This is a genomic window from uncultured Aquimarina sp. (assembly GCF_947492115.1).
Classification (GTDB): domain Bacteria; phylum Bacteroidota; class Bacteroidia; order Flavobacteriales; family Flavobacteriaceae; genus Aquimarina.
The window spans coordinates 615792-636306 of sequence record NZ_CANLMM010000003.1 but is presented as its reverse complement, the minus strand read 5'-3'; the positions used below and the strand labels follow the sequence as shown (position 1 = coordinate 636306).

Annotated in this window: 19 protein-coding genes; 1 reads left to right on the top strand and 18 read right to left on the bottom strand. The window is 33.0% G+C overall.

Features of this window, described 5'->3' with window-relative positions:
• Nucleotides 1-201 precede the first annotated feature (201 nt).
• The 17 genes from Q1A73_RS12150 to Q1A73_RS12070 all read right to left on the bottom strand — a co-directional run bounded on the left by Q1A73_RS12150 (nucleotide 202) and on the right by Q1A73_RS12070 (nucleotide 19009).
• Nucleotides 202-807 (bottom strand): matrixin family metalloprotease, encoded by a 606-nt coding sequence (locus tag Q1A73_RS12150; RefSeq protein WP_299605870.1) that lies wholly within the window; start codon nucleotides 805-807, stop codon nucleotides 202-204.
• A gap of 730 nt (nucleotides 808-1537) precedes the next feature.
• Nucleotides 1538-2260 carry a LytTR family DNA-binding domain-containing protein gene (locus Q1A73_RS12145; RefSeq protein WP_299605867.1) on the bottom strand — a complete coding sequence of 241 codons (723 nt, stop codon included), beginning with the start codon at nucleotides 2258-2260 and terminating at the stop codon, nucleotides 1538-1540.
• Between the two features lie 5 nt (nucleotides 2261-2265).
• The gene (locus tag Q1A73_RS12140; RefSeq protein WP_299605864.1) at nucleotides 2266-2586 is read right to left on the bottom strand and encodes an Hpt domain-containing protein; all 321 of its coding nucleotides are present in this window, start codon (nucleotides 2584-2586) and stop codon (nucleotides 2266-2268) included.
• 3 nt (nucleotides 2587-2589) lie between these two features.
• Nucleotides 2590-3759: a HAMP domain-containing sensor histidine kinase gene (locus tag Q1A73_RS12135; RefSeq protein WP_299605861.1), complete on the bottom strand. Its 1170-nt coding sequence runs from the start codon at nucleotides 3757-3759 to the stop codon at nucleotides 2590-2592.
• Entirely contained in the window at nucleotides 3756-4856 is a 1101-nt protein-coding gene (locus Q1A73_RS12130) for an FIST C-terminal domain-containing protein (protein WP_299605858.1), read from the bottom strand. The genes Q1A73_RS12135 and Q1A73_RS12130 overlap by 4 nt, the downstream gene beginning before the upstream one ends.
• A gap of 7 nt (nucleotides 4857-4863) precedes the next feature.
• Nucleotides 4864-5907, bottom strand: coding sequence for an ATP-binding protein (locus Q1A73_RS12125; protein WP_299605855.1), 1044 nt, complete (start codon nucleotides 5905-5907; stop codon nucleotides 4864-4866).
• A 2-nt stretch (nucleotides 5908-5909) separates the two neighbouring features.
• The gene (locus tag Q1A73_RS12120) at nucleotides 5910-7043 is read right to left on the bottom strand and encodes an FIST N-terminal domain-containing protein (protein WP_299605852.1); all 1134 of its coding nucleotides are present in this window, start codon (nucleotides 7041-7043) and stop codon (nucleotides 5910-5912) included.
• Nucleotides 7040-8263 carry a PAS domain-containing sensor histidine kinase gene (locus tag Q1A73_RS12115; RefSeq protein WP_299605849.1) on the bottom strand — a complete coding sequence of 408 codons (1224 nt, stop codon included), beginning with the start codon at nucleotides 8261-8263 and terminating at the stop codon, nucleotides 7040-7042. Before Q1A73_RS12115 ends, Q1A73_RS12120 begins: the two co-directional genes overlap by 4 nt.
• A complete protein-coding gene (locus tag Q1A73_RS12110; protein ID WP_299605846.1) occupies nucleotides 8256-8801 on the bottom strand; it encodes a heme NO-binding domain-containing protein in 546 nt (181 codons plus the stop codon). The genes Q1A73_RS12115 and Q1A73_RS12110 overlap by 8 nt, the downstream gene beginning before the upstream one ends.
• Nucleotides 8802-8846: 45 nt before the next feature.
• Entirely contained in the window at nucleotides 8847-9257 is a 411-nt protein-coding gene (locus tag Q1A73_RS12105) for a response regulator (protein WP_299605844.1), read from the bottom strand.
• 316 nt (nucleotides 9258-9573) lie between these two features.
• Nucleotides 9574-10080 carry a DUF3124 domain-containing protein gene (locus tag Q1A73_RS12100; RefSeq protein WP_299605842.1) on the bottom strand — a complete coding sequence of 169 codons (507 nt, stop codon included), beginning with the start codon at nucleotides 10078-10080 and terminating at the stop codon, nucleotides 9574-9576.
• 194 nt (nucleotides 10081-10274) lie between these two features.
• Complete coding sequence (locus Q1A73_RS12095) at nucleotides 10275-10457, bottom strand: CPXCG motif-containing cysteine-rich protein (protein WP_299605840.1); 183 nt, start codon at nucleotides 10455-10457, stop codon at nucleotides 10275-10277.
• A 55-nt stretch (nucleotides 10458-10512) separates the two neighbouring features.
• Nucleotides 10513-11868: a TolC family protein gene (locus tag Q1A73_RS12090; protein ID WP_299605838.1), complete on the bottom strand. Its 1356-nt coding sequence runs from the start codon at nucleotides 11866-11868 to the stop codon at nucleotides 10513-10515.
• A complete protein-coding gene (locus Q1A73_RS12085; protein ID WP_299605836.1) occupies nucleotides 11852-15076 on the bottom strand; it encodes an efflux RND transporter permease subunit in 3225 nt (1074 codons plus the stop codon). The genes Q1A73_RS12090 and Q1A73_RS12085 overlap by 17 nt, the downstream gene beginning before the upstream one ends.
• A gap of 2 nt (nucleotides 15077-15078) precedes the next feature.
• Nucleotides 15079-16245 (bottom strand): HlyD family efflux transporter periplasmic adaptor subunit, encoded by a 1167-nt coding sequence (locus Q1A73_RS12080; protein ID WP_299605833.1) that lies wholly within the window; start codon nucleotides 16243-16245, stop codon nucleotides 15079-15081.
• 167 nt (nucleotides 16246-16412) lie between these two features.
• Complete coding sequence (locus Q1A73_RS12075) at nucleotides 16413-16868, bottom strand: MarR family transcriptional regulator (RefSeq protein ID WP_299605830.1); 456 nt, start codon at nucleotides 16866-16868, stop codon at nucleotides 16413-16415.
• A 224-nt stretch (nucleotides 16869-17092) separates the two neighbouring features.
• Nucleotides 17093-19009: an ABC-F family ATP-binding cassette domain-containing protein gene (locus tag Q1A73_RS12070; RefSeq protein WP_299605828.1), complete on the bottom strand. Its 1917-nt coding sequence runs from the start codon at nucleotides 19007-19009 to the stop codon at nucleotides 17093-17095.
• Between the two features lie 56 nt (nucleotides 19010-19065).
• On the opposite strand from Q1A73_RS12070, the gene Q1A73_RS12065 reads away from it, so the two are divergent.
• Nucleotides 19066-19452: a DUF983 domain-containing protein gene (locus tag Q1A73_RS12065; RefSeq protein WP_299605826.1), complete on the top strand. Its 387-nt coding sequence runs from the start codon at nucleotides 19066-19068 to the stop codon at nucleotides 19450-19452.
• Here Q1A73_RS12065 and Q1A73_RS12060 read toward each other — a convergent pair.
• On the bottom strand, nucleotides 19449-20486 hold the full coding sequence (locus tag Q1A73_RS12060) for an FAD-dependent oxidoreductase (RefSeq protein WP_299605823.1): 1038 nt from the start codon (nucleotides 20484-20486) through the stop codon (nucleotides 19449-19451). The genes Q1A73_RS12065 and Q1A73_RS12060 overlap by 4 nt on opposite strands.
• Between the last annotated feature and the right edge of the window lie 29 nt (nucleotides 20487-20515).

Here is a 20515-nt window from a genome sequence, read left to right as displayed (position 1 = left end):
AATTACTCGATGAATGGTTTTGTTGATTAGGTGAATGGTTTTCTGACCTCGGTAAAGGTAAAATGTGCTTAAAACGATTTAAAAAACGGTAGGAAGAGATCAAAATCCTACCGTTTTAGGTAAACATAAAAATCGAAACACATTATTTTATTATACTCTTTATATTTTGTACTGGGTTTATTAGTAATAATATCTATTATATTAGTTGATACTTAAAATCTTATTATACATCGTATCTACTTGATCACTATCAAATTCTTTACGTAAGTAAGGTTTTACTCTGCACATGATGTTTCCTTCTACCTCTTTGTGAGAAAGTCCTAAAGCATGCCCTATTTCATGTGGAGCAGTCGTAGTGAATAAAAATTCATCAGTTATTAATGCTCTTTGCTTTAGTCCAATTCCTGCAATAGCAACCGTATTTGTTCTTGGAATGATATATATGTTCATTCTATCTTGTCTATAAGAATCCTGAGTTTCTGTATTGAATACCGAGGATTCTTGATCTCTGTTATCCTTAAGATCGTATAACTCGCTATTAATAAGAACTCTGGATTCTCCCATCTCGAAACCAATGTTATGTCTATTAAAAAAACAACCATTGATAAAATCCATAAATCTAGTTTCGTCTATTGCGTACTTTGACTGATTGTGGTTTTTTGAAGGAACTACATAGATAATATCAACTAATAATTTCGCTGATGGATTATCCATAAATATTGGTTCTATAGATGTTGGAACGTAGTCGTCTTCTACAGTACATGAAGGTAATAAGAACAGTAAAAATAAAAACAGTAAATATCTCATAGCAAATGTCTTTTTAGGGTTATTAGTAAATAAAAATAGAACGTGGAATCATAAAGTGCGCATACCATATTTTTCCTACAATGAAATTACTTATATAACCGATTAACGGTTGTATTTTTCGATGAACAGTAGATATCTATCGACGAAATGTAAGTTATTGTGTACGAAAATTTTCGTCGAAACTCGATTTATGGTAGTAATCGACTGTTTAACAGCAGCAAACTTTCGATAAATGGCATTCGTCTTGTTTAACTATCGATTTTATAAATTCGACAAACTGTTTTTATATACAAGTAATTCCATTAAACGATCTTCGAACTGCACAATAATTTCGATCATTTAAAAGAACAATTTCAAGACGAATTAAGGATAATGAAAAGTGTATAGTACGTTTATTTATACAAAAGAGATACTTTAATACTAGAATAGATGCATACATTTTTTTATTGTGACTATCTCAGTTACTGGAGGACTTTTGGCTTCTATCTTTTAAAAAGAAGTAATGATAATGATGATGCCAACTTGTTAGGTAGAAAAGGGGGAAGATGTTTTTCCAAAACAAAAACTGCCACTATTTTATCCTAAGAATATATGATTATAGTCTCTATTAGATCAAAATTATGTGTTTTTAAACTGATTGATTTGAATACTCCAAGGTAACTTTACTATTAAGCATAAAAAAAGATCGTGTAGAACACGATCTAAATAATAAATATACTTTTTGATGCTGTTATAGAAGATTTAATCGTCTCATTAATTCAGGACGCTTAGATCTACTCACAGGAATCACATCTTTGGCGATTAATACACTGTTATCTTCTATATCGATGATTTTCTTAAAGTTAATTACATAAGATCGATGTACTTTTAAAAAAACATCTTCAGGAAGTTTTTCTTCGATCTTTTTTAAAGTAGAATGCACCGTATAATTTTGCTTTTCTGTTTTAATAAGAATATAATCCCCTTTGGCTTCTATCACATTAATAGTAGGAATATCTATTTTAATTAATCTACGATCAATATTAATATAAAGATCATTTTCTTCAGAACCTGTGCCTTTAGCTTCTCCTGTACTCGATGGAGATGCAGAAACATCTAAAGCAGGAGTACTTTCCGCTTTTTGAATGGCTTTTAAGAATCTTGGTAAGGTTACAGGCTTGATTAGATAATCTACAATACACTCATACTCAAAAGCTTCTAAAGCGAAATTCTTGTCTGAAGTAGTTAGAATGATCTTAGGCGGATTCTTAAGGGTTTGAATAAAATCAAACCCTGTAAAATCAGGCATATGAATATCCAAAAATATAAGATCTATAGACTCTTTATTCAAGAATTTGATAGCTTGAATGGCGTTGGGAAACTCTTCAATTACATCCAGATCATCTACCTGAGTGCATAATTGACCAATAATTAACCTCGCTGCTTCTTCATCGTCTATAATAATACAATTCATTCTCCTTATAAATTTTTAAGAAATTCATCAATGGAGTCTAAAATAAGCATAAATTTTGAAAATAAGGAATATTCTCCCTTAAGTAAGCCTTCTTCAAAGGCGATCGTTGTCTGGTATCCGTCTTCAAAACCAAGCATTCCGATCTTATGCTTTAATTTGTGAACATTTTCTGCTGCTGCTTTAAAAACACTACTGTTGTAATTATTCAGAAACTCATTTTTTTCCTCAGGAAATTCTCTTTTGAGCAATCCGATTATTTTTTCTTCAAATTCTTCTGATCCGGCTGATAATTCTTTAATGTACGACAAATTTGGGGCTTCGTTCATAGTTCATTCTTTTTTTAAAGAGAAACTAAATGTGGTTCCTTTACCTTCTTCTGATTCTAATAGCAGATCACCATCGTAATAATCGATAATTTTTTTAATGATTGGTAATCCAATTCCAACGCATTCCTTTTTAGAATCTATGCTTTCGAATAGTTCAAAAACCCGTTCTTGATATTTTTCTGGTATTCCTTTTCCATTATCCTGAACGCTACATTTTAGTTGTGTTTCTTCTCCTTTTATGTTAATAATAATTTTTCCTTTTTTATTTTCCTCGTCAATGCTATTGACCGCATTACTTATTAAATGTTGAAACAGGTTTTGAAAGAGTGTTGGGTGTATCGATAAGGTAGAGATATTACTATCTACCATGATTTCTATATTGTCGGGGACCTCTAAAGATTCTATAATTCCGTCCAAAAATGGTGCAACCTCAATCTCTTTATCATTTTCTTCGAATTTATCAATCGTAGAATATGCATGTAATCCTTTTATAAGGTTATCCATTTTCTCGATGTTATCCTCAATACTTTCTAAGTTTTGCATAACATCATCCTGAAGATTTTCTCCATCTTCTTTGGTCCAGGCAATCAAAGTAACAATATTTCTTAGTGGAGATTTTAAATCATGCGAAATCACCTGTGTATATTCTCTTAGCTCTTTATTTTGCTTTGTTAATCTCTTTAGTAAGTTATCTCTTCTCATAAAGGATTCACAGGCTTTTAGAGAAATCGAGAATTTTTCCATAATCGGCGTTAGCTGATTAATCTCTACCTGATTAAATGGAGTTCCTTTATGATTCATGAGCATCAATCCCTTATCGTTTTTTAAGTTAAAAAACAACCAGGAACCTTGTGTTCTACAGGAAGAAACCATTTCCTTCGTATTATCTTCAAACATACCGGTTTTTATAGTGTCATCCTTAAAACAATCTGTAAGGAATCCACTATGCTCTATCATTTTATCATCTACCAATCCATCAGGATATGCATAAGATCTAGTAAAGTCATCTCCTTCTTTGGAGATTACACAGCAACCACTTAGGTTTTTTCTGGCCAACAATAGCTTCAGAAAGTTATCACAATTCTTATGAAAATCTAGCGTCTTTCCTATGGACATAGAAAACTCGTAGAGCTGAAGAATGTCTGCGATATGTTTGTTGATATTTACACTCATTTTTTACCAAATAGTCCGACTACAATAGTCTTATTAAAAAGTTCTAAATACCCATTAAAAGAAGATATTTCTCCTAATGTTAATGCTCCACCAATGAACATTTGATCATTTTGCTCTTTCAACAAATCTACTACGGTATCTAATTCGTTTTGAAACTCTTCTTCTAAAAATAATGCACGAGATATACAATCGATGATGACTCCAGACCTGGGATCCGAAAAATTCTCAATGGCCATTTTCGCGGCCTTCTCTGCAGACTTTACCAGGCTACATCGATTTCCTTTTAATACATCCACAACGGTGTTATTAAATACCTCACCCACACATATTAATTCTCCTTTTTCATTTGTAGCAATAGGGTCTCTTACGATACATTCCGAGTTATCTTTTACAACACCAAACGGATATGATTTTGCAATATCAAAGAAATTTTCTTTACCTATTTCTTTATTGCTATCTGCTTCTACGATTTCTTTATATACCTCGAAAGCATTTCTCCAATTCAGTTCTTGTATTACATTTTTATCGGTTTTTGTAGCGATGATAGGACCTTCAATTTTTTCCCATCCGTGTTGCACACCTAGACTGCCTGAACCTTCATAAACTACGGTTATGGCTGCATTCATAAAAAAACCTTCATTACTAAAAACACAAGGTTTTTGTTCCAAAGTAAGGCTTCCGGCACCTCCGCCTAGATATAGGCAATTATTACCGAGCACCCGATATACTTCTGATAAATAATGGGATATATTACCAGTTAAACCATCTAGCATGGTAAAAGCGCAATAATCTTTTTCTCTTTCAAATGGAATTTGAGGAATAGTAAAATCTTTCTCTCTAATGTTTTCTATCACAAACTGAGTTACTACGTGGTCTAAAAAATTAGCAACCACACCTTCATCTAACACCATATTTTGATAAATGATTTTGGGAACAATTCCTCCCATGAACTGCACATCGAGTTTGTTCAATTCTTCGATAAGCATTTCGACATCTACCGGATAATTATCTGGTATTGATAGTACAACGTTTCGACCTTTTGATTTTTCTTTAATTGTTTTTGCTACATTATGGGGGTCTGTAGAATTTATTAACATACTTTTTTCATTTTTTTATCGTAAAGTAGAAGGTAGTTCCTTCACCGACGACAGATTCCAACCAAATTTTTCCTTCATAGTAATCTATGATCTTTTTAACAATAGATAATCCAATTCCAGTAGACTCTTTTGTGGAGTCGATACTCTGAAACATTTTAAAAATCTTTGTGTGATACTTTTCCGGAATCCCCTTTCCGTTGTCTTTTATGTAAAATTCCCAATACTCTTCTTCTTCTCTAGAGCCAATATAGATATACCCTTCTTCCTTATCCATTCCCTTAATCGCATTGCTAATCAAGTTTTGAAATAATTGCTTGATTCTATGCGGATCCTTTTTTATTGTAGGAAGCCTATTATCTATACTAAATTCTATAAAATCTGGGGCGTGTAGTGACTCAATCGTTTGATATATCAATACATTTAAATCTACCAGATTTACAATTTTATCCTTTTTGTCGACCAGCGAATATTCCAAAATTCCTCCGATCATATTATCCATCTTACTTATATTCTTTTCGATATGAGCAAGATGACTTAATGCAGTTCCTCCCATTTGCTCAGCATCTTCCTTTATCCAAGCAATCAGGGCACTTACATTGCGCAAAGGCGATTTTAAATCATGCGATACTACTTGTGCATAGCTTGTAAGCTCTTCATTACTTTTTTCTAAATCCCTGAGCATCTTTGCTCTTTGCTTTTCAAAGGCAGAAATCTTAGCCGCTTGTTCTTCTATTAATGTGGCTAACTCAATTCCTGTAAGATCTTTGATTTCTTTGGTTACTTCTTTGTTACCTATAGATTGAAGTGTTTTTATAACATCATTCAATCTTTTTATCACCATTCGCTGTTGTTTGGCTTCTTCTGTTAATTTTTTATTGGCATCAAACAACTCTTGTGAACTTATCGACATCGCCCTTTGCAGCATCGAAAATTGCTCTTCGTAGGTGTTATATGAACCTTCGATTGCGGCTAAAAAGCTTTGTATCTCAGGATTATTTTTTAATTCTTCAGATAAGTGTTTTCTTATCTGTCGCTTCAATAATGAATTCATTGTTATTCACTCAATAAGGTTAAGGTCATTGTTTGATTATGGAGTTCGCATCTTGTACTATTACTAAAAGGTGCTAACTCTCCATAAGAATAAAAACCTGTAATCGCTGCATTTTTACCTACCTCTTCAATGACTTCCTCAATCTCTTCTTCTACTCGTTGATCCATTACCAATTTTCTTCCGATACAACTTACCAACAGCGCTAATTGTGGATCTTTATCACGAGATTCCATAGCAATTTCTGCTGCTTTCGAAGCTCCTTCTGCAATTTTATCGATATTAGCCATCATCAACTGCACCACAGATCCTTCTGGTACATCACCCGCTAAAATCATGGCATTTTTTTCTTCGTCGATAGTTAGTATCGTTCTTACAATTGCTTCTTTACGCCCTTCAGTTTTCACACTTAGTGGATATAAAAGAGCGGACTGTGGCAATTCTGATGCTTTATCTCCTAAGTATTTTTTGTACAAATCCAGCGCTGGTTGATTATCTAACTCGTATAAAATATTATCTATTGATTTTGTAATAATTCTTTCGGGACCAAATGGATTCCATCCTCCATATTGAGCACTCGTAATCTGTAAAGTATCACCATAAAATCCTACCGCAACAATTTCTCCTTCTTTGGGCTTTTCGTTATATCCCACTAATGTTTTTTCGAACCTTGCATCATCACCACACAGTCCTCCAGTACATGGAATGTCTTTATATACTTCTTCGATACCATCAATTAGGGCAGAACCATTTACAAAACTTCCTTCACTAACAATAAAAATATGTTTTAGGTTATCGGCTGGTAATCCGGCTGCTAATTTTTTTCCTGTCTCAAAGGTATTCTTATCATTATCCAGAATATTTTGACGACTTAGTTTTATGGTACTTCTTTCGAATTCTATAGCTGTAAGCGAAATTGTATTATCAGAAACATTGCCTCCTAAAATTTCTCCAGCAGAAGAACCAATAATTATTTCACTAGTTCCAAAAAGTCCTGATACCTCTTCTAAAATCGGTTCTTTTTCTAAAATGAATCGATTTCCAAATACTAAAACCAACGGGTTCTGTAACTTTTCGGTATAGGATTGGGTAGCTACCCATTCACCTTGTCCGTTTCTTTCGTATTGTTGAATTTTCATTTAGAGGTTTTTTTAAGAGTGAATAAAAATGTTGTGCCTTTATTTTCTTCGGATGAAACTTGTACTTCTCCGCCATACATATTAACGATCTTTTTTACGATCGATAATCCAATACCAGTAGACTTAGTTTTATCCTGTGCTGTTTGAAAAATCTCAAAAATTTTGCGGTGGTATGCCTTTGGAATTCCTGGTCCATTATCTGCAAGCGTAAACTCCCAAAAACCACCAATCTCTCTACATTTGATATCTAAAACACCTTTTTCTTTATCATTATATTTTATTGCATTACTAATAATATTCTGAAACAATTGTTGAAATCTAAACTTATCTCCCATTACAACTGGTAACATATCATGGATATTTACGCTAAAAGTTTCTGGGATGAAAATCATTTCTAATATATCGGATACAATTTTATTAAGATTGACTTTCTGCTTCTCCTTCTCCTTTTTATCAATACTAGAATAGCTTAAAATCCCGTCGATCATATGATCCATTTTTTCAATTTTATTGAGTAATGAATCGAATGATTTCATAGCTCCTTCGTCTAGTTTATCTTCATAGTCTTCTTTAAGCCACGTAATCAGAGCATTCATACTACGAAGTGGTGATTTTAAATCATGTGACACCACGTGTGCAAAATCATTTAGCTCTTTATTACTTTGTTCGAGATTCCTAAGTAATTCTTCTTTTAGTTGCTGTGCTTCTATCTGGCTTGTAATATCTCTTACGATACCTTGAGCCGCGATTACTTCATTATTTTTATCTTTGATTACACTACCATTAATATGCACGATACGTACACCATTGTCTTTCGTTACTGCTCTAGCCACATAATCTGTAAAAAATCCTTCGGTAACAAGCTCCTGAAAAGAATCCATCGCATAATTGATATCCTCTTTATGAATCAGAGAAATCACATTTAGTTTTTCATTCTTAGGATCGTATCCGAATAGTTCTTTAGCTGCATCGTTCATTTCCAAAATATCTCCATTTACCTTCATGAGCACGTAGGCATCAACAAGATTATGAAACATTCCTTGAAGCTCTGAACTTTTCTTTGCTAAGACCGATTCTAATTGCTCATTAACTGTTTTTAATTCTTGAGCAACATTGTATAACTCCCTGGACTTATCCTCTAAAATTCCTTCTGCTTGTTTCCGAGCTGCTTTTTCTCTTTGTAGCGCTCGCTGCAATATGTCTGGTTTAATTTCACCCATTAGTCATTTGAATCATAAATTTAACTTCTGTCCCATCATCTTTTAATTTATCGCAAGTAATGACAGCCTTTTTGTTAAAATGTTCAAATGTTTTGTGCATGAGTCCTAGTCCAAAACTATACATAGCTCTACTAGATTTATAAATCATCGCTAATGAGTCTGGAGTTCTTTCCAATACCTCAAAAGTAGGGAGCTCTGCACTAGGGTATATTTTTCTTACCTCTACATGAATGTGATTTTCAATGGATTCTAATAAATCTAGAGGGTCTGTATATCTTTCTATAAGTTGAGGATAACCACCAGCCAGTACTCCAAAAAAATGTTCGGCATAGGTAAGTAGCAAATCATCTGTTTTTATGTTTGTGTTCTTACTAAGGTTGGTAATCAGACTAAGCATTTCTGAAAACTCATAAGTTCCTATGGCAGTATACACTCCATTAGATGGTAAGTTGGATTCCTCAATAATTTGGTCTACCATTTCCAGACCAAATTTATCTTCGACTAATTGTAAAAACTCTGTAAATACGATTCCTTTCATAATATGTTGTTTAGAGATTAGTTAATTTACGAGTTTTCTGGTACTTTAAACAGAAATTAACTCATTTTTTCCCCAATATTCTATCAAAGCTTTTATCTTTTCTACGTAATCTTCGTACTTTAATGGTTTTACTAAATATCCCGCAATCCCTTCCTCGTAGCACCTTTTAAGATCCTGATGATTATTTGATGTACTTAAAATGATAACCGGAACATATTTTAATTGACTGTTGGATTTTAGACTTTTTAGGAACTCGATGCCATTCATTTTTGGCATGTTCAGATCTAATAAAATTAGGTCCGGAGTTTTGGTTTCATCTTCTAAAATTTCTACAGCTTCTTCACCGTTAGTAGCTTCTTCCAATTTACAAGCGTAGTTATTTTTTTTTAACACTCTTGTAAATTTCATTCTTTCGATCTCGTCGTCTTCTATTAATAAAATTTTTAAATTTCTCATCAGGTTTTAATTTTAAACTTACGGGAATTCGCTCCTGTTTAGTAAAATTCAATAATTTTAACGAGGTAATCCCTTACATGTCGTTAGAATCATTTTAACTGTAGACGAATGGTAATTTACTGTCGACGAATGGAAATTCGGTGGATTATTGCTCAATTTTCAACGTTTCGAAGGGAATTTACACCTGTTCTTCGAAACCTGGATACATCTCAAAGTGGTTGCAATATACTTCGCAGTCTTCTACATATTTTTAGTGAAGATCAATAAATAGAAATATTTAGGCTATTAAAAAAAAGATGTTCTAGATAAGTGCGTGTTATTTTATTCTTTTAGCCTGTGTGGTAAAAGACAATCCTTGCTGTCCTAATGTAGAAGTCATCACCCCTTCAAAAAGTGGTTCTGGGCAGTCTTTGGGTATTTTCCATTCAAAAATAAAATTGGAGCCTGTTCCTCCGGATATATCGATTTCATCGATTACGATTTCCGTGGTTTCCATTGGAGCCAAATAAATTGAATGATCAAAATATTTCCTCACTGATTTACCATTTGTATCATAATATTCTGCTCTTAAAATATAAATTGTATCCAAATCACTGGTATTTCTTAAACTAACCATTGAGGTAAGATTATGGATCTTATGTTCATTAATACTGTAAATCTGAGAATAAACTGACAAATATGATTTTCCATAGTTTAAAGAATCACTTAATTGTGATGTTACCTTTCTTTTAGCCCAGTTTTCGGGATTTAAAGATCTATTTTCTTTATTCTCATCACAACTTAAAAAAGCAAAAACTATGATTAATGTGTATAAAATTCTCATTTTATTATTTACTATTTTTTTGATTTAGAAGAACACATAAAAAATTTGAAAAACTGTTTTTATGTTACTCTTCAGAATGATATTACCGTAGTTCTTAAAGATAAACTTTTGTTGTGATTTTAATATCATAAATTAAAGGAATGTGTAATGAAATAACAAGAGCTAATTTGTACTGTTTGGTAAACAAAAGGTATTTATTGTTCTATATTCAACGCTTCGAAGGCTATTAATACCTGTTCTTCGAAACGCGGATGTATCTCTATAGGATTACAGCATACTTCGCAATCTTCTACATATACCTGATATGTAATAGAAGGATCTAATAACATTGATATTTCTTCCCAGCAGTAGGGACATTGAAAAAAATGTTCGAACATACTATTATATGTTGTTATTTTTTGATCTTTTATTATCAAAAATACTTCGAATTGCTTAAAATTCAATATTTAGCAACTGACCTGTAAGTTGCAATAATTGTAATTCTGCTAACTTAGCATCATATTTAGCCAGGTTTTTATTTGTTTTTGCATTTATGAGATTAATCTGTGCTTGTCGAAACTCTATAGAAGTAATCTGCCCTAACTTGAAACGCTCTTTCGAACGCTCAAAATTATTCTGATTCGTCACTACGTTTTGCTGTTGTATTTCATACACTTTCAGTCGGTTTTCGTAATTCCCTAAAGCGTTGGCAATATCCCTTTTAACTTGCTGTTCTACTTGTAACTTTGCTAATTCCTGATTATCTAAAGCTATTTTAGCATTTTTTACTCTTGTAATCGTTCCTCCTCCATCAAATAGATTCCAACTTAAACTTACTCCTCCTGATAAGGTATAGGTATCTGCAACATTCCCTGGAAAAAACGCAGATGGTGGATTTCGATTTTCATTCCAGCCATAAGATCCATTCAAGCCAATTGTTGGTAAATATCCAGATTTACTTACCTTAATATCGTAATCACTGATACGAATATTACTTTCATTCTGTAATAAGGTGACGTTGTTTTCTATAGATTTTTCTATGTAACTATCCATTTCTAATCTAGAGATAAACTTCACTATCGTATCTACAGAGAATTGTTTTTCTAACTCATTATCTACGATTACGTTTAAATCCCTTTTGGTATTGGTCAACTGTTGTCTCGTATTTATTAAATTGATACTATCATTAGCGACATCTACTTCGGCATTTAATACATTAAGTTTTGTGTTTTGTCCATACTCAAACTGATAATTCGATCGGGTTACCCGCTCTTTTGAAATACGTAGAGTTTCTTCCAAAATCTGCTCATTCTCTGTAAGTCTAGCCACTTCATAGTATACCGTAAATAATTGTAACAAGGTGTTTTCTATAGTTTCTCGTGCTTGTAGCTCTGTAAGATTGTATTGCTCTTTTAATCTTTTATAATTATAGTATCTTCCTAATCCATCAAACAATGTATAGTTAAGATTTAAAGATGCGTTATAACGCTGCGTTTCCGCTCCCTCAATTTCGATATCTGGTCTAGGTAAACCCGTATTTTGATCGATGGCACCTTGGAATGACGTATTGGAAGATGCTTCTTGATAAGTAGCTCCAGCATTTCCTGTTAATGTTGGAAGGTATCCCGAATTTAGAATCCCTTTATTGTTTTTAGCAGTTTCGATAGTATTGGTTGCTATTAGAATTCCATAATTGTTTTCTAATGTTAACCGAATTGCTTCTTGTTTTGTTAGTTTTTGGGCAGCAACACTACCTGCAACTACCACCAACAAGATAAATGTAATCAGTGATTTATGGTTGTAATTCATATTGCTCTTCTTGTTCCTCTTTTTGTTCTTTGATAGCTCTTTCTACTTCTTCTTTTGTTATTTTATTACCGGTAGCTAACCATTTAGTTCCTACTTTAATGGTATTACTAAACGATAAAAACAATGGTAAAACTAATAAGGTAAGTACGGTGGCAAATCCAATCCCATAGGCTATTGAAATTGCCATTGGTATTAAGAATTTAGCTTGTCTACTTTCTTCAAAAATCAATGGTGCTAATCCTGCTATAGTAGTTAACGAGGTAAGGAAAATTGCTCTAAATCTTGATTTACCAGCTTCGTAAATCGCATTATCGAAAGTCATTCCTGCTCTTAAATTACTATTAAACTTACCTATCAGTACCAAACCATCGTTAACCATAATACCGATAAGAGCAATGATTCCTAATAAGGATAATATATTAATTGGAAATCCGTGTATCCAATGTCCAAATGCCACAGCTGGTAGGCTTAATGGAATCAACAGAAGTAATAATAAAGGTTGACTATAACTTCTAAAAGTAAAAGCGATAGTGATATAGATTAAGGCCAATGCTGTTAAACCAACTGGCCCAAGAGATCCTAAAAACTTACCTGCCTCTCGATTTTGCCCTTCGTATGATGGAGTAACTGTAGGGTATTTTGCAATAATGTCTGGCATGATTTCGGATCTAATTTCTTCTAACACATCCGTAGAACTTGTTGTTTCCGGATCTTTTAAATCTGCCGAAATTTGTACTTCTCTTCTCCCATCTAAATGATTGACTGCAACATCGCCTCTTTCTATAGAATAATTTACAATTTCGTTTAACGGAATTCTTGCTCCAGTTGGTGTCGAAATTCGCATATTATCCAGATCTAAAATAGAAGATCGGTTTTCTCTATCATATCGCACCCAAACTCGTATTTCGTCCTGACCTCTTTGGAATCGTTGTGCTTGTATTCCAAAAAAACCACCTCTTACCTGAGCCATCACATCTCTAAGATTAAGTCCTAAAGCATATGCATTCTCTTTAAGTTCTATTTTTATTTCTTTAATACCTGCTGGATCATTATCTGCTACATCTTTTAATCGAGAATCATTTTCTAATATCGTCTTAAACTCTTGCTTTGCTGCTTTTAATTCTTTGATATTACTTCCTAAAAGAGAAACAGAAACTGGACTTCCTCCAAAATTTCCACCCGATCCAAAAATTAATCGTTCGGTTCCAAAAACCGGACCTACTTTTTCACGAATACGATTGGCTACTAATCCAGAATTTAGCACATTAGGTCGCTCTTCTCCTGGTAGCATATTAATTCTTAATGATGCATTTGAAGATGACCAAATACTTCTAATAATATTTTCGAAAAGTTGTTTCCCTTCATAATCTTCTCCTCCCAAATATTCTTCGCTAAGCTCTTTATTTACGATCCAAGCTTTCTCTTCGATCATAGAAATGATAGAATCTGTAATTTTCTCATTGGTTCCGTTAGGCATTCCTAAGTCCACGGAGATTACATCACTAGCTATACGTGGAAAAAATGCTGTTCTTACAATTCCTCCTCCAATACTTCCTCCTGTAAGGATCAGAATCACTAGAAAAATAGAAAAGGTAAAAATCTTATTCTTTAAAGAAAAACCGAGCATTGGGCTATAAATATTATCTCTAAGCCATCTCATAATTCTATCTCCAAACTTATTAATATCTCTTAGCTTGGAGAAGAGTTTAGCGATCCCCTTCTTTGGTTTATTATCTTCTGCTTTTAGTGCTTTTGAATGCGCTAAATGCGCAGGTAAAATTATCAGTGCTTCTACCAAAGAAACGGTAAGGGTAAGTACTACAATTACGGAAACTTCGCCAAAGAAATCTCCAATACGACCATCGAGAAACAAAAAGATTCCAAACGCTAATATGGTAGTAATAATGGCAGAAACGATCGGTGGTATCACTTCCATAGTTCCATCTATCGCAGCCTGAATAGGACTTTTCCCTTTTTCATAATGTTGATAGATATTTTCTGCTATAACGATACCATCATCAACCAAAATACCAATTACAATAATCATCCCAAAAAGAGATAATACATTAATGGTTACATCAAAATAACCTGCAAACACAAACATTCCTAAGAATGCTATCGGAAGTCCAAAAGCTACCCAAAATGCCAATCGTGTATTTAGGAACAATGATAAAAATATTAATACCAATATCATTCCGATAATGGCGTTTTCGGTAAGCAATTTGGTTCTCTGCACTAAGGTGATCGAACGATCGCTAATTACGTTTAACTGAACATTGGTATACTTTTCATTAAATTCGGTAATGTACTCTTTTGTTTTTTCTGCAGAAGAAATTAGGTCTTCAGTATTAGTACTTGTGATTTCAATGTTAACCGCTAAATCTCCATTAAAGTACGATGCGTTTGGTGATTCGGAAAAACGATCTCTTATCTCAGCAACGTCTTTAAGTCTAATAGTTCTACCCGATGCTTCTGCTCTAATTACCAAATTAGAAAGTTCACTAGCATAATAAGACCTATTATTCGCTCTGATCAAATATTCTTCTGCATTTGTTTTAATAGTACCACCAGTAGTCAAAATATTAGCTTGACTTACTGCTTGAGCCACTTCATTAAAACTCAACTGATACGCTAATAAACTTGTTTCATTTACCGCTATCTCTATTTCTTCATCTGGATATCCTGTAATACCAATTTGAGAAATTCCTTCAATTCCTCTTAGATCATTTTCAATCTGTCTGGCGATTTGTTTTAGTGTACTTAAAGGTATTTCATCTCCACTTACCGCAAAATTAATGGTTTGCCTAATGGCCTCTTGCTTCGACACCACTATAGGCTCCATTCCTGTTGGAAATGTAGGTACTCGATCTACAGCATTTTTAACTTCGAGTAGCATAAAATCGATATCCTTTCCTTTCTCGATTTCTACATTGATACTACCGCTATTTTCTCTGGATGTAGAAGTTACTCTTTCCACTCCTGCTAATCCTTTAAGATTATCTTCGATCTTAAGAATAATACCTTCTTCAACTTCTAACGGCGAAGCTCCTGGATATATCACACTAATACTAACATTCTTGGAATCTGTTAGCGGAAAGAAAGAAGACTTAAGAGAAAGCGCTCCAAAAATCCCAAATACTATAAACGCAATTACAATAACATCTACAGCAACATGGTATCTAATAAAATAAGAAATAATCTTACGCATAGTTACTGTTTTGAATTTGTACTAATGATATTATTACCTTTTTCCCCTTGTTTATTTGTTTTTGATTGATATATCTTAACTAACATCCCAGCGTAAGCTCCTGGAACAGGTTTATTTAATATCACATCACCATCGGGAACTCCTGTAAGAATGACTTTCTTATCCGAAAAATATACAGGTTGCACATTTATCACATCTAAAATACTATCCCTTACCACAAAGACTTTATTATTTTGTTGTAACAAATTCCTATCGATCTCTATTGCATTTTCAGCTTTTTTTGCATTTAAATTTGCTTCTAAATACATTCCTTCTTTTAATGAAGGATCTTTTACTTCTATAAATGTGGTTATGGTTTGAGTAGCCTGATCTACACTTCCATTAATTCTGGTTACAACACCTTGATATTCCTTCGATTTATCTAAGTTAGAAAGCTCAACAGTTTCTCCAATTTTTAATAAATCTGAATATTCTTTACTTATAGCCACTTCTATTTCATAAGCACTTGTATCTATAAACTCTCCAAGTTTCTGCCCTTGCCTGATTAAAGTTCCTTCGGTAACCAATGCTTCTGTTAAAACACCAGAGAATGGTGCAGAAATAGTATATTTAGATAACCGCTGCTCAAGATTTTTTACATTGTAATAAGTACTATAAATATTACGTCCTGTGATAAAATATTTTTCCTTTTCGGAAGTGGTTTCCGGAAGTTCTGGAGTTACTTTATTAATATCAAAATTTGTTAAATACGCTTGCCACTTATCATAGATATCTGGGTAGTCCAAACGCAAATCTGGCATTATTGAAGTAATTAAGTTATATAAATTACTCTTGGCAGATTGTACTGAAGCGTAATATTCTGAAGCATCAATTCTTATTAATTTTTGTCCTTTTTGATAAGGCTGTCCGGTTTTAAAAAGCTTAGCACCTCCTCTAAAAACACCTTGTACTTCCGAAAAGAGCTCTAATCTCCTCTTTGCAGTAAGATTGCCATTCGCAGATATCTTTATAGGTACAGTTCCGTTTTGTACAGTATCTACAAAAACTGTTTTTATAACTTTTGCAGCTTTTGGTTTTATTTTGGTCTTACTATCGACAATCTTCATTGCTGCAAATACTGCAACAACTATCAATAATATACCAAGAATAGAAAGTATTATATTTCTCATACACACTTAATTGTTTAAACTTACAATATGATAAGCTGCACAAAACTATCAACTACTAACTTGGGTTCCAGTTAAAGAACTCATAAAATAAATTTCCTACATAAAAACAAAAAAGACATCTATATCTCAGATGCCTTTTTTAATTTATTTTTAGGACTAACTATATATTAATCCGCTATTTCTGCTATTTTGGCTTTCACTTTTTTCAAAGTGTTGATTAGATTTTCAATCTCCTCTTCTGTTAAGCTTTCTTGTACTGCAGGAATAAGATCATACATAATAGGCGTCACTTTTTCAATAACTTCTTTACCATGATCGGTAAGAAAAATTCGATTAACTCGTCTATCGTTTTCATCACTTTTTCTTACTACAAGATCCTTACTCTCCATCGTATTTACTAATCTGGTCATGGATGTTTTATCTCGATGCGTAATAAAAGCTAAATCATTTTGTGATTGACCATCGTTTACATTGAGGCGTTTCAGAACACTCCATTGTTCCTTTGATAAATCCAATCCGTTTTCACCAAACGCTTTTTGAACTAAAAATCCAAAGTCGTAGTGAATCTTTCCAATCCAAGACAAAGCGTGCGCATTTAAATCAATTGCTTTGGTATCATTCATACATTGTATAATTTAATTTACGGTACAAAAATATCTATAAATATCCATTTGTACCTGATACTAACGATAAAAATTACACCACAGTATATCGGTTATTTAGGCTTAACATTAAGGTAACACACTCAAATTCAAGGATGTTTAATAAAACACCAATTACGATATAAGAATGACAAATTAAGATTCTATTTTTTAACTTTTTTTGAAATTTACGTAGAAAGTTAATTCTATGCTAAAGCATCAATTTCTTCTTGTATTAACTCCCAACTATCCATTAAAGAAGCTAATTCTTCTTTTTTTGCTTGATATTTATCAAAAAAATCGGGTTCTGCTATTGTTTGATCATAGTTAATCGCTAATTCTACATCTATATCCTTGATTTCTTTTTCTATCTTATTGATCTTAGATTCAATATTACTCAATCGATTATTGAGCGATTTTAGTTTTTTCTGATTTTCATAAGATTGTTTCGCACTTTCTTTGGTGTCAGAAACGGTTTTAGATTCTTTATCCTTCTTTTCGATATCTCTGAGATCGTCTACTCTTCTTTGCTCTAAGTAGTAATCGATATCCCCCAAATACTCCTTAATCTGCTTGTTTTTGAACTCATATACCGTGTTAGTCAATCCTTGTAAAAAATCTCTATCGTGAGATACCAGAATTAAAGTTCCCTCGAAATTTTTTAATGCTTCTTTTAATATGTTTTTAGATTTAATATCCAAGTGATTTGTCGGCTCATCCATTACCAACACATTAAAAGGTTCTAGTAGCATTTTACACAATGCTAATCTATTTCGCTCTCCACCAGAAAGTACTTTTACTTTTTTTTCTACGTCATCACCTCTGAACAAAAAGGCCCCTAGCATATCTCGTACCTTACTACGAGTTTTTTCATTGGCAGCATTGATCATCGTATCGTGAATGGTTAACTCTCCATCCAAATACTCTGATTGGTTTTGGGCAAAATATCCAATTTGCACATTATGCCCAAGCTTCAGATGACCTGTATGAGATATTTCATCAATAATAATTTTGGCTAAAGTGGATTTTCCTTGACCATTCTGACCTACAAAAGCCGTTTTGGAACCACGTTCTACTAGTAAATCTATATCTTTTAAAATTTCTTTCTCTCCATAGTTTTTACCTACATTTTCAGCTTCAATAACCACCTTACCAGGTTGCACGCTTACAGGAAAACTAATGTTCATAACTGCATTATCGTCTTCATCAACCTCTATTCTCTCTACTTTATCTAATTTTTTGATTAGAGACTGCGCCATAGAGGCTTTGGTAGCTTTTGCCCTAAACTTTTCGATTAATTTTTCAGTTTGTTCGATCTGTTTAGATTGATTTTTTTGTGCAGCAAGTTGTTGCTCCCTGATTTCTTTTCTTAACACTAAATATTTAGAGTAAGGCTTATTATAATCATAAATTCGTCCAAGAGAAATCTCAATAGTTCTATTGGTAACATTATCTAGGAACATTTTATCATGAGAAACGATTACCACAACTCCCGCATAATTTTTTAAAAAATTCTCTAACCAAATAATTGATTCTATATCTAAATGGTTAGTAGGCTCATCGAGCAACAGGATATCATTATTTTGCAATAGTAATTTCGCTAACTCTATTCGCATACGCCAACCTCCAGAAAAGGTGTCTGTAAGCTTATCAAAATCTTCTCGAAGAAATCCTAAACCTTGTAAAACCCTTTCTGTCTCTCCCTGATAGTTATAACCTCCTAAAATCTCATATTGCTGTGTAAAATCACTAAGATCTGTAATTAATTGGTTATAACTTTCACTTTCATAATCTGTACGTTCTGCTAGCTGAGCATTGATCTTATCAATGTCTCTTTCTATTTTCTTTATTTCTGTAAAAGCCTCATACGATTCCTCTAGAACCGTTCTACCTAAAACAAAATCTATATCTTGTTTTAAAAACCCTATTTTCAAGTCTTTATCCATAGCAATTTGCCCTGAATCTGGCTCCTGCTCTTTGGATAAGATTTTAAGCATTGTGGATTTTCCCGCACCATTTTTTCCAACAAGTCCTACTCGGTCTCCTGCATTTAATCTAAATGCTATTTCTTCGAAAAGGTATTCTCCTCCAAATGAAATAGAAAGGTTGTGTATGTTTAACATCAGCTTTAGAATATTTTGTGCAAAGATGATTAATTTTGTAATAGAATAAAAGTACTATGAGCTTCTTAAAAGGAACTAAAATATATAGCATCTTCACTGGCACTTGTCCTGTTTGCCAAAATGAAAGTATGTATAAAGAACAAAATCCTTATAAGTTAGGAAGGATTTTTCAGATGCACGAACGTTGCAGCCACTGTAATACAAAGTATAAAATAGAGCCTTCTTTTTTTTATGGAGCCATGTATGTTAGTTATGGAGTAGGAATTGCATTTGCGGTAGCCGCTTTTGTTATAGGAAATCTTATTCTAAAATTTAATTTACTACAAAGCTTTTTTATCATCGTAGGTACGTTAATCGTATTTTTTCCTGTTATCCTTAGATTATCCCGTAATATCTGGATTAATCTATTTATGCACTACGGAAAAAAGAAAACAGCATCTTAATCAAACCTTTTGATGTCTATTTCAGTATGCAATGGAATACTCTTCGTAATATAATCGTATAACCCTTTTGCTGCATACGGACCAATTAATATACCTCTACTTCCTAATCCATTAATTATATGCATGTTTAGGTGTTCTCTATGAGTCCCCACAAACGGCCTTCTATCTTTTGTTGTTGGTCTAATACCAGCTACTTGATCAACTATTTCGTAATCCGCATTTAGAAAACGATCTAATTTCATACGTAATTCTTCTTTAGCCAACTCAGTAACAACAGAGGTTTTATCATCTCGATTATATGTAGCTCCCACCTTATAAAGATCACCTCCCAAAGGAATAATAAATATAGAAGACTTTACTGCTTCCTGTAACTGCAAATCTTTGGACTTAATAATAATATATTCTCCTTTATTTCCTTGCAGGGGCAAGTAATTAAAAAATGGATTGTTTCGTAATCCATAACCTTCACAAAAAATGATATTCTTAGCTCTTATCCCTTTATAACTAACATAGTCTTCTTGAAAATCTAAGGCAGTGTGCTCAAAAGATTCGTTAAACAATAGTTGTCTAGCCTGGATATGACTTAGATAAGAAGACAACATTTTTTTTACCTCAATTCTTCCTGTATGTTTTACTTGACCAAATTGGAATGGGATATCTAAAGCTACATTTTCATTTTTAACTAAATCCGAAGAAAGAAATTCATTCAATATGGGCTTGTCGCAAGCTGTAAACCATAAATTTTGTTCTTCTACAGTATTAAATCTTCGCAATACCGGAAGTTCTGTGATAAAAGATTCATTAAGTTGTTTTTCTACATTTTTATATACTGATAATGCTAAAATCAACTGCTCCGAAGCCATCCAAGCAGGTGTAAATCTCTTTAAAATTACTGGATTATATAATCCTCCAGCTACTCTTGAAGATAGCTCTGAATTATTCTCAAAAACCACATAAGACTTTTGATTTCTATCAAGTATTTCTGCAAAAGACAATCCTGCTAATCCAAAACCAACAATTATAAAATCTTTCATATACTAAAAATAACAAAACGCCCAACAAG

Coding starts and splice junctions, on each gene's coding strand:
- Q1A73_RS12150 (WP_299605870.1), bottom strand. CDS start 807: ATGAGATATTTACTGTTTTTATTTTTACTGTTCTTATTACCTTCATGT.
- Q1A73_RS12145 (WP_299605867.1), bottom strand. CDS start 2,260: ATGAATTGTATTATTATAGACGATGAAGAAGCAGCGAGGTTAATTATT.
- Q1A73_RS12140 (WP_299605864.1), bottom strand. CDS start 2,586: ATGAACGAAGCCCCAAATTTGTCGTACATTAAAGAATTATCAGCCGGA.
- Q1A73_RS12135 (WP_299605861.1), bottom strand. CDS start 3,759: ATGAGTGTAAATATCAACAAACATATCGCAGACATTCTTCAGCTCTAC.
- Q1A73_RS12130 (WP_299605858.1), bottom strand. CDS start 4,856: ATGTTAATAAATTCTACAGACCCCCATAATGTAGCAAAAACAATTAAA.
- Q1A73_RS12125 (WP_299605855.1), bottom strand. CDS start 5,907: ATGAATTCATTATTGAAGCGACAGATAAGAAAACACTTATCTGAAGAA.
- Q1A73_RS12120 (WP_299605852.1), bottom strand. CDS start 7,043: ATGAAAATTCAACAATACGAAAGAAACGGACAAGGTGAATGGGTAGCT.
- Q1A73_RS12115 (WP_299605849.1), bottom strand. CDS start 8,263: ATGGGTGAAATTAAACCAGACATATTGCAGCGAGCGCTACAAAGAGAA.
- Q1A73_RS12110 (WP_299605846.1), bottom strand. CDS start 8,801: ATGAAAGGAATCGTATTTACAGAGTTTTTACAATTAGTCGAAGATAAA.
- Q1A73_RS12105 (WP_299605844.1), bottom strand. CDS start 9,257: ATGAGAAATTTAAAAATTTTATTAATAGAAGACGACGAGATCGAAAGA.
- Q1A73_RS12100 (WP_299605842.1), bottom strand. CDS start 10,080: ATGAGAATTTTATACACATTAATCATAGTTTTTGCTTTTTTAAGTTGT.
- Q1A73_RS12095 (WP_299605840.1), bottom strand. CDS start 10,457: ATGTTCGAACATTTTTTTCAATGTCCCTACTGCTGGGAAGAAATATCA.
- Q1A73_RS12090 (WP_299605838.1), bottom strand. CDS start 11,868: ATGAATTACAACCATAAATCACTGATTACATTTATCTTGTTGGTGGTA.
- Q1A73_RS12085 (WP_299605836.1), bottom strand. CDS start 15,076: ATGCGTAAGATTATTTCTTATTTTATTAGATACCATGTTGCTGTAGAT.
- Q1A73_RS12080 (WP_299605833.1), bottom strand. CDS start 16,245: ATGAGAAATATAATACTTTCTATTCTTGGTATATTATTGATAGTTGTT.
- Q1A73_RS12075 (WP_299605830.1), bottom strand. CDS start 16,868: ATGAATGATACCAAAGCAATTGATTTAAATGCGCACGCTTTGTCTTGG.
- Q1A73_RS12070 (WP_299605828.1), bottom strand. CDS start 19,009: ATGTTAAACATACACAACCTTTCTATTTCATTTGGAGGAGAATACCTT.
- Q1A73_RS12065 (WP_299605826.1), top strand. CDS start 19,066: ATGAGCTTCTTAAAAGGAACTAAAATATATAGCATCTTCACTGGCACT.
- Q1A73_RS12060 (WP_299605823.1), bottom strand. CDS start 20,486: ATGAAAGATTTTATAATTGTTGGTTTTGGATTAGCAGGATTGTCTTTT.